This is a genomic window from Natronolimnohabitans sp. A-GB9 (assembly GCF_030848565.1).
Lineage (GTDB): Archaea > Halobacteriota > Halobacteria > Halobacteriales > Natrialbaceae > Natronolimnohabitans.
Genome location: NZ_JAVDDV010000007.1, coordinates 97807 through 112490 on the forward strand (window position 1 = coordinate 97807; position 14684 = coordinate 112490).

Annotated in this window: 16 protein-coding genes; 12 read left to right on the forward strand and 4 right to left on the reverse strand. The window is 64.9% G+C overall.

Annotated elements, in window-relative coordinates; genetic code table 11:
* The first annotated feature begins 2 nt into the window (after nucleotides 1-2).
* The 9 genes from phoU (at nucleotide 3) to RBH26_RS11370 (ending at nucleotide 7509) form a co-directional block, all read left to right on the forward strand.
* Entirely contained in the window at nucleotides 3-680 is a 678-nt protein-coding gene (phoU, locus tag RBH26_RS11330) for a phosphate signaling complex protein PhoU (protein ID WP_306758394.1), read from the forward strand.
* Nucleotides 681-1015: 335 nt separating this feature from the next.
* Entirely contained in the window at nucleotides 1016-1474 is a 459-nt protein-coding gene (locus RBH26_RS11335; RefSeq protein ID WP_306758395.1) for a hypothetical protein, read from the forward strand.
* A gap of 75 nt (nucleotides 1475-1549) precedes the next feature.
* Nucleotides 1550-2782 (forward strand): translation initiation factor IF-2 subunit gamma, encoded by a 1233-nt coding sequence (locus RBH26_RS11340; RefSeq protein WP_306758396.1) that lies wholly within the window; start codon nucleotides 1550-1552, stop codon nucleotides 2780-2782.
* A 27-nt stretch (nucleotides 2783-2809) separates the two neighbouring features.
* Entirely contained in the window at nucleotides 2810-3202 is a 393-nt protein-coding gene (locus RBH26_RS11345; RefSeq protein ID WP_306758397.1) for a DUF188 domain-containing protein, read from the forward strand.
* 1 nt (nucleotide 3203) lies between these two features.
* Nucleotides 3204-3779 carry a DNA-directed RNA polymerase gene (locus RBH26_RS11350; protein ID WP_306758398.1) on the forward strand — a complete coding sequence of 192 codons (576 nt, stop codon included), beginning with the start codon at nucleotides 3204-3206 and terminating at the stop codon, nucleotides 3777-3779.
* Between the two features lie 2 nt (nucleotides 3780-3781).
* Nucleotides 3782-3979 (forward strand): transcription elongation factor subunit Spt4, encoded by a 198-nt coding sequence (gene spt4, locus RBH26_RS11355; RefSeq protein ID WP_306758399.1) that lies wholly within the window; start codon nucleotides 3782-3784, stop codon nucleotides 3977-3979.
* 7 nt (nucleotides 3980-3986) lie between these two features.
* A complete protein-coding gene (locus tag RBH26_RS11360; RefSeq protein WP_306758400.1) occupies nucleotides 3987-4574 on the forward strand; it encodes a GTP-dependent dephospho-CoA kinase family protein in 588 nt (195 codons plus the stop codon).
* A gap of 101 nt (nucleotides 4575-4675) precedes the next feature.
* Nucleotides 4676-5764 (forward strand): geranylgeranyl reductase family protein, encoded by a 1089-nt coding sequence (locus RBH26_RS11365; RefSeq protein WP_306758401.1) that lies wholly within the window; start codon nucleotides 4676-4678, stop codon nucleotides 5762-5764.
* A 314-nt stretch (nucleotides 5765-6078) separates the two neighbouring features.
* Nucleotides 6079-7509, forward strand: a complete 1431-nt coding sequence (locus RBH26_RS11370; protein ID WP_306758402.1) for an MATE family efflux transporter — start codon at nucleotides 6079-6081, stop codon at nucleotides 7507-7509.
* A gap of 46 nt (nucleotides 7510-7555) precedes the next feature.
* Here RBH26_RS11370 and RBH26_RS11375 read toward each other — a convergent pair whose 3' ends face one another.
* The 4 genes from RBH26_RS11375 to RBH26_RS11390 form a co-directional block, all read right to left on the reverse strand.
* Nucleotides 7556-8899: a TIGR00341 family protein gene (locus RBH26_RS11375; protein WP_306758403.1), complete on the reverse strand. Its 1344-nt coding sequence runs from the start codon at nucleotides 8897-8899 to the stop codon at nucleotides 7556-7558.
* Nucleotides 8900-8968: 69 nt separating this feature from the next.
* Entirely contained in the window at nucleotides 8969-10153 is a 1185-nt protein-coding gene (locus RBH26_RS11380) for an MFS transporter (RefSeq protein WP_306758404.1), read from the reverse strand.
* Between the two features lie 93 nt (nucleotides 10154-10246).
* Nucleotides 10247-11338, reverse strand: coding sequence for an aminomethyltransferase family protein (locus RBH26_RS11385; RefSeq protein ID WP_306758405.1), 1092 nt, complete (start codon nucleotides 11336-11338; stop codon nucleotides 10247-10249).
* A 39-nt stretch (nucleotides 11339-11377) separates the two neighbouring features.
* Complete coding sequence (locus RBH26_RS11390; RefSeq protein WP_306758406.1) at nucleotides 11378-11677, reverse strand: DUF6432 family protein; 300 nt, start codon at nucleotides 11675-11677, stop codon at nucleotides 11378-11380.
* 163 nt (nucleotides 11678-11840) lie between these two features.
* Here RBH26_RS11390 and RBH26_RS11395 point away from each other — a divergent pair, with 163 nt between their 5' ends.
* From RBH26_RS11395 to RBH26_RS11405, 3 genes are all read left to right on the forward strand, one after another.
* Nucleotides 11841-12851 carry a hypothetical protein gene (locus RBH26_RS11395; protein ID WP_306758407.1) on the forward strand — a complete coding sequence of 337 codons (1011 nt, stop codon included), beginning with the start codon at nucleotides 11841-11843 and terminating at the stop codon, nucleotides 12849-12851.
* Between the two features lie 138 nt (nucleotides 12852-12989).
* The gene (locus RBH26_RS11400; protein WP_306758408.1) at nucleotides 12990-13373 is read left to right on the forward strand and encodes a DUF5611 family protein; all 384 of its coding nucleotides are present in this window, start codon (nucleotides 12990-12992) and stop codon (nucleotides 13371-13373) included.
* Between the two features lie 205 nt (nucleotides 13374-13578).
* Nucleotides 13579-14631 (forward strand): TAXI family TRAP transporter solute-binding subunit, encoded by a 1053-nt coding sequence (locus RBH26_RS11405; RefSeq protein WP_306758409.1) that lies wholly within the window; start codon nucleotides 13579-13581, stop codon nucleotides 14629-14631.
* Nucleotides 14632-14684: the final 53 nt, after the last annotated feature.

A 14684-nucleotide genomic window follows, 5' to 3' on the forward strand; every position in this document is an offset into this window, starting at 1 on the left:
CCATGGCACGCAACGACTACCAACGACAACTCGAGGCCCTCCGCGAGGACGTCCTCGAGATGAGCGCGCTCGTCTGCCAGCGGCTCCGAAAGGCCCTCGTGGCCCTCGAGACGAAAGACGACGAACTGGCCGAGGCGATCATCGCGGGCGACGACGAGATCAACGACCTGTATCTCGAGATCGAACGCCAATGTATCGACCTGCTGGCGCTTCAACAGCCCGTTGCTGGCGACCTGCGATTTATCGCGTCGTCGTTCAAGATCAGCACCGATCTCGAACGAATCGGTGATCTGGCGGTAAATCTCGGCGAGTACACGCTGCAGGCCGAACGGGACCGCTACGGCGACGTCGACGTCGGCTACATCGGCGAGCGAACCGTCCACATGGTCGAGCAAGCGATGGAAGCCTACGAAACCGACGACACCGCGTCGACTCGCGACATCGCAGCGACAGACGACGAGATCGATACTCTCTGTGCGAACGCGAGTGAGGTCGTCGTCCGAAGCCTGATCGACGTCGAAACGCCGGCCGGCAACGCCGTCGACGACGACACATTACTCGAGGGCGTTCGGCGGATGCTGTTGACGATCCGTGACCTCGAACGCGTCGGCGACCACGCGGTCAACATCGCCGCGCGAACGCTGTACATGGTCGACAACGACGACGAACTGATCTACTGATTCCCAAGCGTTGACGCGCGAACGTGGTCTCGGCGCCGGGAACACGATGCTAGTTGCGCCAGTGGCCGAGCGAACAGCGATCGTCTCAACACGGGCCCCCAGACACCCTATACGACCGCTGTGGCTGGCGCCGCGCCGAGTTCTTCGGCCATGTGTTCGTGCCACGACTCGCCGTGGACGTTCAGGCGGTGTTTCATACGGATGGCTGTACCACTGTATCGGCGCAACCGCGACCGCCCCACGTTTATGACAGATAGCCGACAGCAAGCGATGGGGATGGTCCGATCGTCGAATTTCGGCGAAGCGTTATCGTCGGCGTCTCCGTACGATCGAGCATGGTAAACCGCCGGACGTTCGTCGGCGCAGTCTGTACAACGGCCGTTCTCGCCGGCTGTCTCGGAGACGATACCGACGACGGAGACGACGGGGACGATGGAGACACGGACGACGAAACGGAAGCCGACAGTGAGGACGAAGCCGACCTCGAGGAACGCATCGAGGAGTACGACCCCGTCGATCGAACGGGAGAGTCGTCGGTCCACATCCAGGTCGCACCGGACGGCGAACCACGGTTCGATCCCGATCCCGTGATGGTCGACAGCATGGCTGAGATCAGATGGACGGGAGATTCAAACTACGAGATCTATCCGATCGACATCCCGGACGGCTGTCAGTGGTCGGGCGTCGAAGACGGTGCAGACCACGAGTGGCAGTTCCCGTTCGAAGGGGCATACGAGCTCGGCTGTCGGCTCCCGGACGGCGCGGAGTTTACCGGCATGATGTTCGTCGTGTGATGCCAGTGCCGGTCCCAGAACAGTAGGTTTATCAAGCGCACGGCGGAACCACTACCTAAGATTACTCATCGTCTTATGGTAGGAAATCGACAACCGGAGGTGAACATCGGGCTCGTCGGCCACGTCGACCACGGCAAGACGACGCTGGTGCAAGCGTTGAGTGGCTCGTGGACGGATCAGCACAGCGAGGAGATGAAACGCGGTATCTCCATCCGACTGGGGTATGCCGACGCTACGTTCCGTCACTGTGAGGATCTCGAGGAACCCGAGTGTTACACCGTCGAGGAGGAGTGTCCGGACGGCTCGGAAAGCGAGCCGCTGCGGACCGTGTCGTTCGTCGACGCCCCAGGGCACGAGACCCTGATGGCGACGATGCTGTCGGGCGCTTCGCTGATGGACGGCGCCGTGTTGGTCATCAGCGCCAACGAACCCGTCCCACAGCCCCAGACCGAAGAGCACCTGATGGCACTCGACATCATCGGGATCGACAACATCGTCATCGCTCAGAACAAGGTCGACCTCGTCAGCACCGATCAGGCCCGACAGAACTACGAGGAGATCCAGGAGTTCGTCGCGGGGACCGTCGCCGAAGACGCCCCCGTCGTCCCGGTGTCGGCCGGCCAGGAAGTCAACCTCGACCTGCTGATGCAGGCGATCGAGGACGAGATTCCGACACCCGACCGTGATCCGGACGCCGATCCCCGGATGCACGTCGCCCGCAGCTTCGACATCAACAAACCGGGGACCACGGCGGAGGACCTCGCCGGCGGCGTCCTCGGCGGCAGCTTGGTCGAAGGCGAACTCGAGGTCGGCGACGAAATCGAGATCCGCCCCGGCCGCGAGGTCGAGGAAGGCGGTCAGACCGAGTACGTTCCGATCGAGACGACGGTTCGTTCGCTGCAGGCCGGCGGCGAGACCGTCGACACCGTCACGCCGGGCGGTCTGCTCGGCGTCGGTACCGGGCTCGACCCCTCGCTGACGAAGGGGGACGCGTTGGCCGGCCGACTCGCCGGTCCCGCTGGCTCGCTCCCCCCGACCTGGGAGCGCTTTACGATGGACGTCGACCTCCTCGAGCGTGTCGTCGGCGCCGAGAGCGGCGAAACGGTCGACGAGATCAGCACCGGCGAGCCGCTGATGATGACCGTCGGCACGGCGACGACCGTCGGCGCCGTCACCAGCGCTCGCGAGGACGAGTGTGAGGTCAATCTCAAACGGCCCGTTGCCGCCGAACCGGGCGCGAAGATCGCGATCAACCGCCGAATCGGCGCTCGCTGGCGGCTGATCGGCTTAGGCACGCTCAAAGAATAAGACGGTCGACGAGGACGAGACACACGAATGTCCACCCCCACGCGGGTCGCCCTCGATACGAGTGCGCTGATGATGCCGGTCGAACTCGACGTCCGGCTGTTCGACGAACTCGAACGGCTGGTCGACGAGTTCAAACCGACGGCTCCACAGGCCGTCATCGAGGAACTCCGACGGCTCTCGGAGAAAGGTGGAACCGAGGGGACGGCCGCAAACGTGGGTCACGATCTGGCGACCGAACGCTGTCTCGTCGTCGACACGGAGGCATCGTACGCTGACGACGCCCTCGTCGAACTTGCCCGCGAAGGGACCGTCGACTACGTCGTCACGAACGACCGCCCGCTGCGCGACCGGGTGCTCAAGGCGAGTGTACCGGTAATTGCATTACGCGGGAGAAACAAGTTAGCGATCACTCAACCATAGAATGTACAAACGGGTCAGATTAACGGATACGGTAGAAGTACCGCCGGAGGAGCTCGGCGACGTCTCGCCGGACCTCGTGAAGAAACTGCTCCAGGACAAACTCGAGGGGCGCATGGACGAGGAGGTCGGGAGCGTCGTCTCCGTCACCGACGTCCACGACATCGGTGAGGGGACGGTGTTGCCGAATCGACCGGGCGTCTACTACGAGGCCGAGTTCGACGCCGTCACCTTCGATCCACAGATGCAGGAGGTCGTCGACGGGACGGTCGTCGAGGTCGTCGAGTTCGGCGCCTTCGTCGGCATCGGTCCCGTCGACGGACTGCTCCACGTCTCCCAGATCTCCGACGAGTACCTCGCGTTCGACGGCGAGAACCAGCAACTCGCCTCCAACGAGTCCAACCGCACGCTGGGCGTCGACGACGCCGTCCGCGCACGTATCGTCACCAAGAGCATCGACGAGCGCAACCCGCGTGACTCGAAGATCGGTCTCACCGCGAAACAGCCGGGGCTGGGCAAACACGGCTGGCTCGAGGAAGAACACGAGAAACGTGAAGCGACGACGGCCGAGGGTGAGTAACCATGGCATCGGATCGTCTCGTCTGTCGCGAGTGTCACCGGGTCAACGACCCCGACGCTGACACCTGCGAGGCCTGTAACTCCTCGTCGCTGACCGAGGACTGGGCGGGCTACGTCGTCATCGCCCACCCCGAGGACAGCGAAATCGCAAGCGAGATGCAGGTCACCGAACCCGGCGCGTACGCGCTGAAGGTCCGCTGACCGAGCCGTGAGCCGCGACGACCCACCCGCGGACCCAGCGGACGCCGACGCCGACGTCGACGAGCAGCTACTGGTCCTGCCCGACGACCTTCGCCACGAACTCAAGGAGCCGATGGGTCCGATCGAGACCGAGGCCGAACGGCTCCTCGAGGACGTCGACGGACCATTGATCGCCGTCGGCGACGTCGTCACCTACCACTTCCTGGAAGCCGGCCGTCCACCGGACGTCGCCCTCGTCGACGAACGGACCAAACGCCAGGCAGTCGACGAGGAGATCCGTGAGACCGTCACCGAAGAGACGACCCTCGAGGCCGTCAACCCGCCGGCGGTGATCTCCGAAGACGTGATCGAAGCCTTACTCGAGGGGCTCGAACGCGACGATCCGACGACGATCCTGGTCGAGGGTGAAGAGGACCTCGTCGCGTTGCCGGCGATCGTCGCTGCGCCCGAGAAAGCGAGCGTCGTCTACGGCCAGCCCGACGAGGGAATGGTCCACGTGTCCGTCACCGACGACACCCGTGCGGAGGCCAGAGCGCTGCTCGACCGGTTCGAAGGGGACACCGACCGGTTCTGGGCGGTACTCGAGACAGCCTGATACGATCCCTGTTTCTGGCGGCGATGACGGCACCCGGTAGACTCTCACGCAGCGAGCGAATCTCGAGAAACTATTTACCGTCCGACGAGAACTGGACGAACATGTACGATTTCGTCGTCGTCGGTGTCGGGCCACCGGGGGCCCGGTTCGCCAGGCGGGCCGCCGAAGACGGCTACGACGTGCTCGCCTTAGAGAAGGGACATGTCGGTGAGCCGTTGGCCTGCTCGGGACACGTAAGCACCGATATCTGGGAGTTTACTGGCCCCGGCGCCCGCGAGGAACTGTTCCAAAACGAAATCTACGGGGCGCGGTTTCACGTCGGCGGCCCCCGAAGCGACGGTTACCCCTTCTACAAGCAGGAGATCGCCTCGAACGTCATCGACCGCGTCGGGCTGGATCGCCACCTCGCCGACCTCGCACGCGAGGCGGGGGCCGACGTCCGCGAGGAGCATACGGTCACCGACGTTACCGAACACCACGATCGCGTCTCGGTCGTCGCCAACGGCCCCGACGGTGTCGTCGAATTCGAAGGGAAGATGCTCGCGGGCTGTGACGGCGCTCGGTCGCGGGTCCGGGACGCGCTCGGACTCCCCGAACCCGACGAGTTGCTCCACGGCGTCCTCGCCTTCTCCGACGAGGATGACCACCAGGACTTCGTCGACGTCCACCTGACGGCACCGACGTTTTTCGCCTGGCGCATTCCACGCGGCGAGGCTGGCGTCGAGTACGGCCTCGCGGCGCCGCCGGGCGTCCAGGTGACCAAACATTTCGAGGAGCTGATCGACGGCTACGAGATCGACGTTTCTCACCGATGTTCCGGGCCGATCCCGATCGGACCGCCGGATCGCGTGACGACCCGTCGCGCCTTCCTCATCGGCGATGCGGCCGCCCAGACGAAGCCGTTTACCGGCGGCGGGATCCTCTATAGCATGACCAGCGCCGACCACGCCGCCCGCGAGATCGATCCGGACCGTCCGACGACGCTTGCGGCCTACGAACACGCCTGGCGCAACGACCTCGAGCGCGAGCAGGCCCTCGGCCACTACCTGCGCCGGGCCTACTCCCTTCCGGAACCGGTCCAGCACGTCGGGCTCGGCGCGCTCTCGGGAGAGATCGGCGTCCACATGGATCGCCCGACCTCGCTCGTCTCACCGTCGCATCTGCGAGCAATGCTCTCACGGCTTCGCTGAGCCGACGCCGGCGTCGCTATCGGGACGGAACGATGGCCAGCGTCGTCGGTGGTCGACCGCAGCTATCGAGAACCGTACCAGACGAGTGATCAATGTCGGCGCTGAACGATACCATGCGAGTGGCTGTGATGCTGTCCCCAACACAGCAGTCGTCCGTGTGCCAACTGACGACAGCCACTCGCCACGATACCAGCGTTGCCCCGAATCCGTTCGCTTCTCACGGACCGTCGACGCCACGCACCGCCGTCGACGGTACTTTCTGGCGCTCCCCGTAGTCGACAGACCGAAGGCGACCCTCGAGAAATCATCCGAGGATGGCAGGACGGCAGTCGGCCGTACTCGAGTCCGTCGCCGGCGCGCTCGAGCGACTCGGAATCATCGACGCCGAGCGGTTCCGCCCGACCGCCGAGCTCGCGTGGCCCCGGATCGTCACTGGCTTCGCGATCATGTCCAAGCAGACGGCCGACCTCGCGATGGTTGGGATCGCCGTCGGGACGGCCGGCACCGCGGGACTGGCGTTTGCGCTCGCGTTCTGGGAGCTCGTCGTAATGGTCGGCTTAGGGCTTGCGGGAGGCACCGTCAGCCTCGTCTCCCAGAACTACGGCGGCGAAGAGGCCGAGCGTGCCTCGCTCGTCGTCACACAGAGCGTGTTGCTGGCCGTCGCGATCGCGCTCCCGATCGTCGCCGCGTTCTGGCTTTTCGCCGACGTCTTGATCGGCCTGTTCGGTGCCGGCCCGGCCTCGCTTGCCCACGGCGCCACCTACCTCACACTCGTCGCGCCGGCCGTCCTGTTCGAGCTGTTGAACCTGATCGCCAGCCGAACTTACACTGGCGTCGGCGACACGTTCACCGAGATGGTCGTCCGCGCTGGCGGTGCCGTCCTCAACGTCGTCTTGAGCGGTGTCCTCATCTTCGGGTTCGAAATGGGCGTCGCCGGCGCGGCGATCGGTACGACCCTTTCGACGGGGTTCGTGACGGTCGTGCTCGCCTGGGGTATGGTCGGTCGCTCCTACGGCGTCTTCGGGATGCAACCGAGTCCGGTCCCGATCACGCGATCCGGACCGTGGCTCGAGCCCCGGCTGCTCCGACAGATCGTCGAGATCTCGACGCCCGAGATCGGCCGCCGACTCGCCCAGGGTATCGCCGTCTTCCCGCTGCTGTGGATCGCCGCCTCGTTCGGACCGGTCGTCGTCACCGCCCTCGAGGTCGGACGACGGGTTCGTAGCCTGATCAACAGCGTCAACTGGGGGCTCTCGCTGGCCGCGAGTTCGCTCGTCGGCCAGCAACTCGGCGCGAACGACGAGGACGAGGCCGGTGCCTACGGCGCGGCCATCATCCGGCTGTCGGCCGTCTGTTACACCGGCCTGGCCGTACTGGTCGTCGTCTTCGCCGAACCGATCGCGAGCCTGTTCGTCAGCGGCGCCGACGAGCTCGCACTCGCGGCGACGTTCGTCGCCGTCGGCGCCGTCAGCTCGATCGGATTTGGGGTCGACGGCGCCGCCACCGGTGCCCTGCTCGGCGCTGGCGACACGCGCTTGCCGTTTCTCGCCTCGCTGATCGGCCGATACGGCTTCGCCCTTCCGGCGGCCGCGCTCGGGTTGGTGACGCCACTCGGCGTCGCTGCGCTCTATCTCGCCTTGCTGCTCGAGACTGCGGTTCCGGGCGGGATCAACTACTGGCTGTTCCACAGGGGCCGCTGGAAGGCCGTGAGTCGACGGTACCGACCGTCGTCGGAGACAGGCTAAGCCGATTCTGTTGGTGACTCTGAGACCGTGTTTTGAACCGAACAGCTCACGAATCGCTCGAGGACCGCTCGATCGACGGATCCGCGTCCGCCGGCTCACCGCGTTCCTCGGCGATCACGTACTGGACCTCGACGATCAGGGACTCGTCTGCGTGGGGTTCGATCGCTTCGTGGAGCCGATCGGCCAGCCCCGGTTCCGGTCCGGGTTCCCCGCCGGTGACCGTCACGACCACCCGATCGACCGACTGAATCGGATAGTCGCCGTCGAGTTCGACGACGACGTCGTCGGTCTCGAGGTGGTCGTAGGCCGATTCGTTCAGTACCGACTCGACTTCGGTTTCAGCCGACGACTCGAGTTCCGTCGTATGAAAGTCGAGCAGGGTGATTCCGGCCAGGGGCGCTGCCAGTACCAGCAACGCCGCGGCGAAGACGGCTCCGTAGACGTACGTCGGTCGCCGCGTCGGTGAGACCTCGAACAGTCCCTGTGGCCGATAGCCACCGAACCACAGCGTGCCGAGCGCGGCGACGTTGATCGACAGCAGGTTGACGAGTACGAGCGTCGCGGCGCCGGTCGCCGCGCCGGACATCCCCCAGGCGACCGTGATCCCGACGGCAGCAGAGGGCGGGATCAGCGCCGCGGCGATCATGACGCCGACGATCGCCTCCGAAAACCCCCGCGTGAGACTCAGGATGCCGGCGATACCGGCGCCAAGCGCCACCGCGATCGAGAACAGGTTCGGCGAGACCCGTTCCTCGAGTTCGGCCACGACGACGATGTCGACACCCGCGGGCTCGAGTCCGGCCAATCGGGCGAGGGCCGCGAGTCCGATCGAGGCAGCGATAACGAGCGCCACGCCGCCGAGCTGGTACCGAAACCCGGACCGCTTGAGACGGTCGTCGCCGGTGACGATACCGACGTTGGCCGCGAGTGCTGGCCCCAAAAGCGGCGCGATGACCATCGCGCCGATCACGACCGCCGGCGAGTCGGCGAGCAGCCCGGCCGTGGCGACGACGGCGCTGATGAGCAACATAACCGCGTAGATCGGAAACGGTGGCGTGAGTTCGTCGGCTTTCGTCCGCAACACCTGTCTCGAGGTCCGAGCCCCAACCTGACTGCCGGACCCGTACTGGTCTCGTAGCGTAGCGAAGCGCTCGGAGATGACCGTCTCGGCGTCGATCACCACGACGCTCGATTCGTCGCCGATGCCGGCTTCCCGCAGCCGATCCAACGTCGGCTCGACGGCCCGCGTCGGAAGCGGAAACCGGACGACGGCGGTGTATCCCCGGTCGCTGGTCTCGTCGCTGACGACGTACTCGATCCCCTCGTCTTCGAGGACGTCGAGGACCCGCTGGCGTTTCCCCTCGGGTACCGTCACCTCGATGTAACGCATGCTCGAGCGACTATCGACGTGGAGGAACAAGAGGAGTCGCCGTAATCGTGCTGTCCGACAGTATGAGTGCTACGGACGCGTAGCGACGGAGACCGTCCACAGGGAGACGACGGTAACGATCAGGGTAAGCGACACCGCGAGGGCGTAGCCGTCGGTGTACGCGACGCTTGCGGTTCCAAGCGGCGGCATGGCCAGCGCACTGATCCCAGTCGCGACGTTGAACGTGCCGACGATCGCAGTATCTCGATTCGGATCGTAGATTTCCATCAGCAACGGAATATACAGCGTCGCCGTCCCGCCGAGTCCGATTCCAAGCAGGACGATCGCGACGGCGAGAAGCGACGGACGAGACGTAAAGAGCAGTCCGATGCCGACGGTCGCACAGGCAAGCGACGCGAGAAACGAACGCCTCGAGCCGATCCTGTCGGCGAGATAGCCACTGCCGATCCGTGAGACGATACTCACGCCGCCGATGAGTCCGAACGCGGCCGAGGCACCGGCGGCCGTCAGCCCGCGGGCAGCGAAGAGATCGACCGCAAACGCCGCCAGCAGCTGGTACCACGAGAACGCGAAGGCGATCCCGACGAACAGCAGCTTGAACGTCCGCGTGCCGATCAGACGACCGACCCACTCGAGGACCTCGGTAACGGTCGCCGTCGATCCGTCGGTCCATCGCGGTCGCCGGCAGACGAGACCAGTAAGCAGGAAGGCGGCCGCGGTCGCTGCCATGATCAGGAGGAACGCACGATCGATGCCGTACTCGGCGATCGCGAACTGCCAGACCGGCGGCAGGACGAACAGCCCCAACCCGTTGCCCACGAAGATCAGCCCCGTCGCGGCGCCGCGGCGCTCGTCGAACCAGCGCGGGACGACCGACGCGATGAGTACGAACACCGTCCCGAGTGCGATCCCGAGAAGCGCGAACACGACGAGCAGTCCGAGATACGATCCCGTGACGTACAGTGCGGGCGCGATCGCACCGGCAACCGCCGCACAGACCAGAAGCACCACCCGAACCGGCACCCGGGCGGCGAACATGCCGACGAGCCCGGATCCGATGAAGAACGTAAACAGCATGACGGAGAAGACACTCGAGAGCGCGATCGGCGAGATCCCGAAGGCCTCACTGAGCGGCGCTCGAAGGACGCCGTAGGAAAACGGTGTACCGAACGTAAAGACCATCCCGATCGCCCCGGCGAGCGCGACGAGCCAGCTGTGGCGGCTATCAGGACGTTCAGCAGAATCGCTTCTCACGGGGAGGGCTACCGCCTACCGGGGCGAAAACGTTCTGCTTCGAAACAGGAGCTGCAGACGAACGATGGACGCGACCGCTCGTCGCGACTGCCGCTACTGATACGTTGGGAGCCGATCCGACCGATCCGACCCTTCGACGAACGGCAACTCGGTCACCGTCGCGGGAACCTCCTCGCCGTCGACACGGACCGTCAGGTCGTCGCGCTCGAGGCCGTAGTCGACGATCGCAAGCGCGATAACGGTCTCGAGCAGCGGGCTCTCGTCGGCGCGGGTGAGTTCGCCGACCGTCGAATCGCCGTCGAAGACGGCCGCGCCGGCTTCGGGAACGGCCTCGCCCTCGAGGGCCAGCCCGACCAGCTTCCGGCTCGGCTGGCCGCGGTTCTCGACGCGGGAGACGACCTCCTGGCCGACGTAACAGCCCTTCTCGAAGTCCAAGGCGTTTCGCAGCCCCAGCACGTTCGGGACGGTCCCCTCGAGTTCGGTCGCAAACAGCGGCGAGCCGGCCTCGAGCGCGAGCGTCTCGAGGGTCCGGTAGCCGAAGGGAGCAGCGTTCAATCCCTGGGTCTCGAGGACGTCGTAGACGCTTTCGGCTACGTCGGCGGTACAGACGACCTCGTAGCTCTCCTCGCCGGTCAACGCGTCGGTACGGATGACGGAGACGCCCGAATCGCCCATCGAGCCGCGGACGAACGAGTAGCGCTCGTCGGGCGACGGTGCACCGTTTAAGACGCTGGCGATCTTCTCCGTCGCAGTAGGTCCGTGAACGCCGAAGATCGCGTAGTCGTCGGTCGCGACGCGGATCTCGACGTCCTGGATGAACACCTTCTCGGACCACTCCTCGGCCAGCGGCTCGGCCTCCGACGGCGGCACGAAAAGGAGCAGTCGCTCGCCCGCGTTGTAGATGTAGAGTTCGACCTCGATGCCGCCCTGCGGATCGAGGACGAGCGCGTAACAGCCCTGGCCGTCCTCGGCCGGGACCCGGTTCGAGACGACGTTGTCGACGTACTCGACTCGGTCCTCGCCTTCGACGACGACGACGCCGTAGGCCATCTCGACGACGCCGACGACGTTGCGGACCGCCTGGTGGGTCCGTTCGGGCCGACCGAAGTGTTCGACGATCGTTCGGCCGTCACGCTCGCCGAACGTGGCCCCGTGTTCGCGATGAATAGACTCGATGACGGTCATGCCTGAATTGAGGTGCCTCGTCCCTTCAGGGGTTTCGATTCAAAAGGGCAGTCGCTCGCGGAGCCACTCGCCGATCGACTGGTCGTCGGTCTCGTCCGTCGGGACCTCGGGAACGACCCGCTCGTCGGGCTTGATGACTGTCTCGTTGGATTCGGACTCGACGACGATCAGGTCGTCCTCCTTTAACGTTGCAAGGGCGTCCTCGAGGTCGTCGATGTCGACTTCGACCGCCGCCCGGAGCTCGAAGACGTTCATCCCCTCCTCGGCCCGATTGACGAGTGCGTCGAGTACCGCCACCTGGGTCGATTCTCGGTCCCGGTACTCCCGCTTTGCTCTCATCCATCGACGTATTCGACGACCGGGGATTTGACGTTTGCCGTTCGATTTCCCGGCGACGAGGCCGATAGGCCGTCACTGCTCGTAGCCGACGTCACTGCGACGGGGTGTCGAAAGTCCACGGAGGCAGTACGTTTTTTATGGTATGGCTGGGTACGGTGGGACAATGGCCCTTCGATGTTCGCTGCTCGGACACGACTACGGTGATGCCGAAGTCGAACACGAGCGCGAAGAGCGGGGCAGCGAAGTCGTCGTAACCGTCCAGGAGTTCGAAGAGTGTGCCCGCTGTGGCGATCGCAACGTCATCAGTGAGAACACTGAAGTTAGGAGTATCTCCACGGAGGCGGACGTCGACTCCTTCCCCGACGCCGAGCGCGAAGCGGAGCCGACCGACAGCGACGCTGTCGAACCACCGACCGACGAGCCCGTCGAACCCGATGTCGACGGAACCACGGTCGAATTCGACGAGGGAGAGACCGACGCCGAACTCATCGACGCCGATGCCGACAGCCCCGCCACCGGCGCGTCGGGTACGGAGACCCGGACCGCCACAGCCGGGGCGGACGATGACGACGACGAGTTCGACGTCCCTACCGACGAGAACGGCGAGCCGGTGACCGACGACGGCGAAATTCTCGACGACGACGAGACGGCGATCGATCGCGACCGCGGCCACGGCGAGTGGCCCGACTCCGACGACGTCGGCCCGCCGGTCGACGCCGAAACCGAACCGACCGAGTGGCCCGACGCCGACGATCCGGCGACCGCCACCGCGGCCACGACCGACAGCGAACTCGAGGACCCGGCCGATCCCGACGAACCGATCACCGACGACGCGATCGTCCTCGAGGACGACACCGGCAGCATGGAATCCGGAGTCGCAGCCGACGCCCGATCGATGACCGCAGCGCAGTCCAACGAGACCGACGGCGACGCGCTCGAGGCCGAGCCCCGATCCGAGCCCGCCGAGACGGACGACACCACCGGATCGGGAATCGAACGTGCGACGACGGCGCCGGAACCGGGTCAGGACGACGCTTCCCGGAAGGGCGTCCCGACGGAGTTCTACTGTCCGAACTGCAACTACGTTGCGGCCGGCGACCGCAGCTCGCTTCGTGCCGGCGACATCTGTCCGGAGTGTCGGAAAGGGTATCTCGGCGAACGCGACCGTCGGTGATCGACTGGGAAAAACGGTTTCAGAGCAGATCACTCGAGACGCCGTCACCTCGCCTGGAGGCGCTCTCGAGCCGTTTGTCGGCTGAGTAAAGCGTCGACTATGAAAAGAGGTAAACACTCCCCCGTGTATCTCCAATCCATGAAGGAGTACAAGATGCGTCGCGGTGAGTATCTCGAGGAGCGAATTCCCGATATGGAGTCGACAGTCGTGGACTACTTCGGCCCCATCACCGGGACCCAGGAGTACAAAGGGAGCGACCTCTACGTCATCGGCGAACCCGACAACCCAGTCTTCGAGAAGATCGTCGTCGGGACCGTCGAGTACTCCGGCAAGAAGGACAAACTCGGCGTCGAGTTCTACGAGCGCGATCCAACGGAGCTCGGTCCCGACGAGCTCGAGGCCGCAGCCGACGCCGTCGACGCGAAAAACGACTTCCTGCTCGAGGCGACCGGCCGTGACGCCAAGGCCCGTCGCGACTCGATGAAACGCGCCGTCGAAGACGATCCGGACCACGACTTCTAGGACGACGTTCAGTCTCGAACAGGCCTGCCGGCAGGACTATCAGTATCGGCTGGGGCGGACTGCTATAATTATAAGACGGTCGCTGACGGTTCGTATGGATCGCGACGGTCTCGCAGTCGGTCCCGCGATGGCGGAGTAGTCGACTCGTGAGACGTTCCAAACATAATGAATTAGACATAAGAACATCGCGCTATATTATCATGGTATGGGTAACCATATGCCACGCCGTCGGTTTATTGCGACGGCAGGGATTGCTGGAACGGTCACGGTTGCGGGCTGTATCGGCGAGGACGTCGAGAACGGCGAGGAGGACGAAAACGGCGACCTCGAGGAGGCCGAACCCGAGGAGGGCGGAGAGGTGCTCGCCCTCCACGCTGGCGGTACCGAAGGGACCTACTATCCGCTGGGTGGCGACATGAAGTCTATCGTCGAGGATCACACACCACACGGCATCCAGGTCCAGTCGACCGGCGCCAGTGTCGAAAACGCCGCCAGCCTCGGCCGCGAGGAGGCAGAACTCGCGTTGATCCAAAACGACATCACCTACTTCGCGTACAACGGGGTCGAACTCGAGGAGTTCGAGGGCGAACCGCTCGAGAACATCCGTGGGATCGCCTCGCTGTATCCGGAGACGATCCATCTCGTGACCCAGGAAGATTCGGGCATCGAGTCGGTCGAAGACCTCGAGGGAGCCGCAGTCAACACCGGCGACCTCGGAAGCGGAACGCAGGTCAACGCCTTACAGATCCTCGATTCCGCAGGGATCGACGACTTCGACGAATCGAACACCGACTTCGGGACGGCGGCCGACCAGATCGCCGACGGCGACGTCGACGCCGCGATCACCGTCGGCGGCTTCCCACTGGGGGCGATCGAGGACCTCGCGACGACCCAGGACATCTCCTTCGTCGAGGTCGACGGCGACGTCCGCGATCAGTTACTCGACGACGCGGAGTGGTTGGCCGAGGACACCATCCCCGGCGGCACGTACGACGGGGTCGAAGACGACGTCGAGACGATCTCGGTCCAGGCGATGCTCGCTACCTACGAAGCCATGGACGAGGCGGTCATCGAGGAGGTCACGGCGGCCATGTTCGACAACGTCGACGATTTCACCACCCAGTCGGAGTTCATCGACCTCGAGACGTCCCAGGAGGCGATGCCGATCGAGCTTCACGCCGGTGCACAGGCCTACTTCGACGACGTCGACGACGTCGATCCCGACGAGAACGATGCAGACGACGAGGACGACGAATAGCATCCGTTACGACTCGACCGATCGGCGTCACTGCTCAGTCCGTATCACCTGTC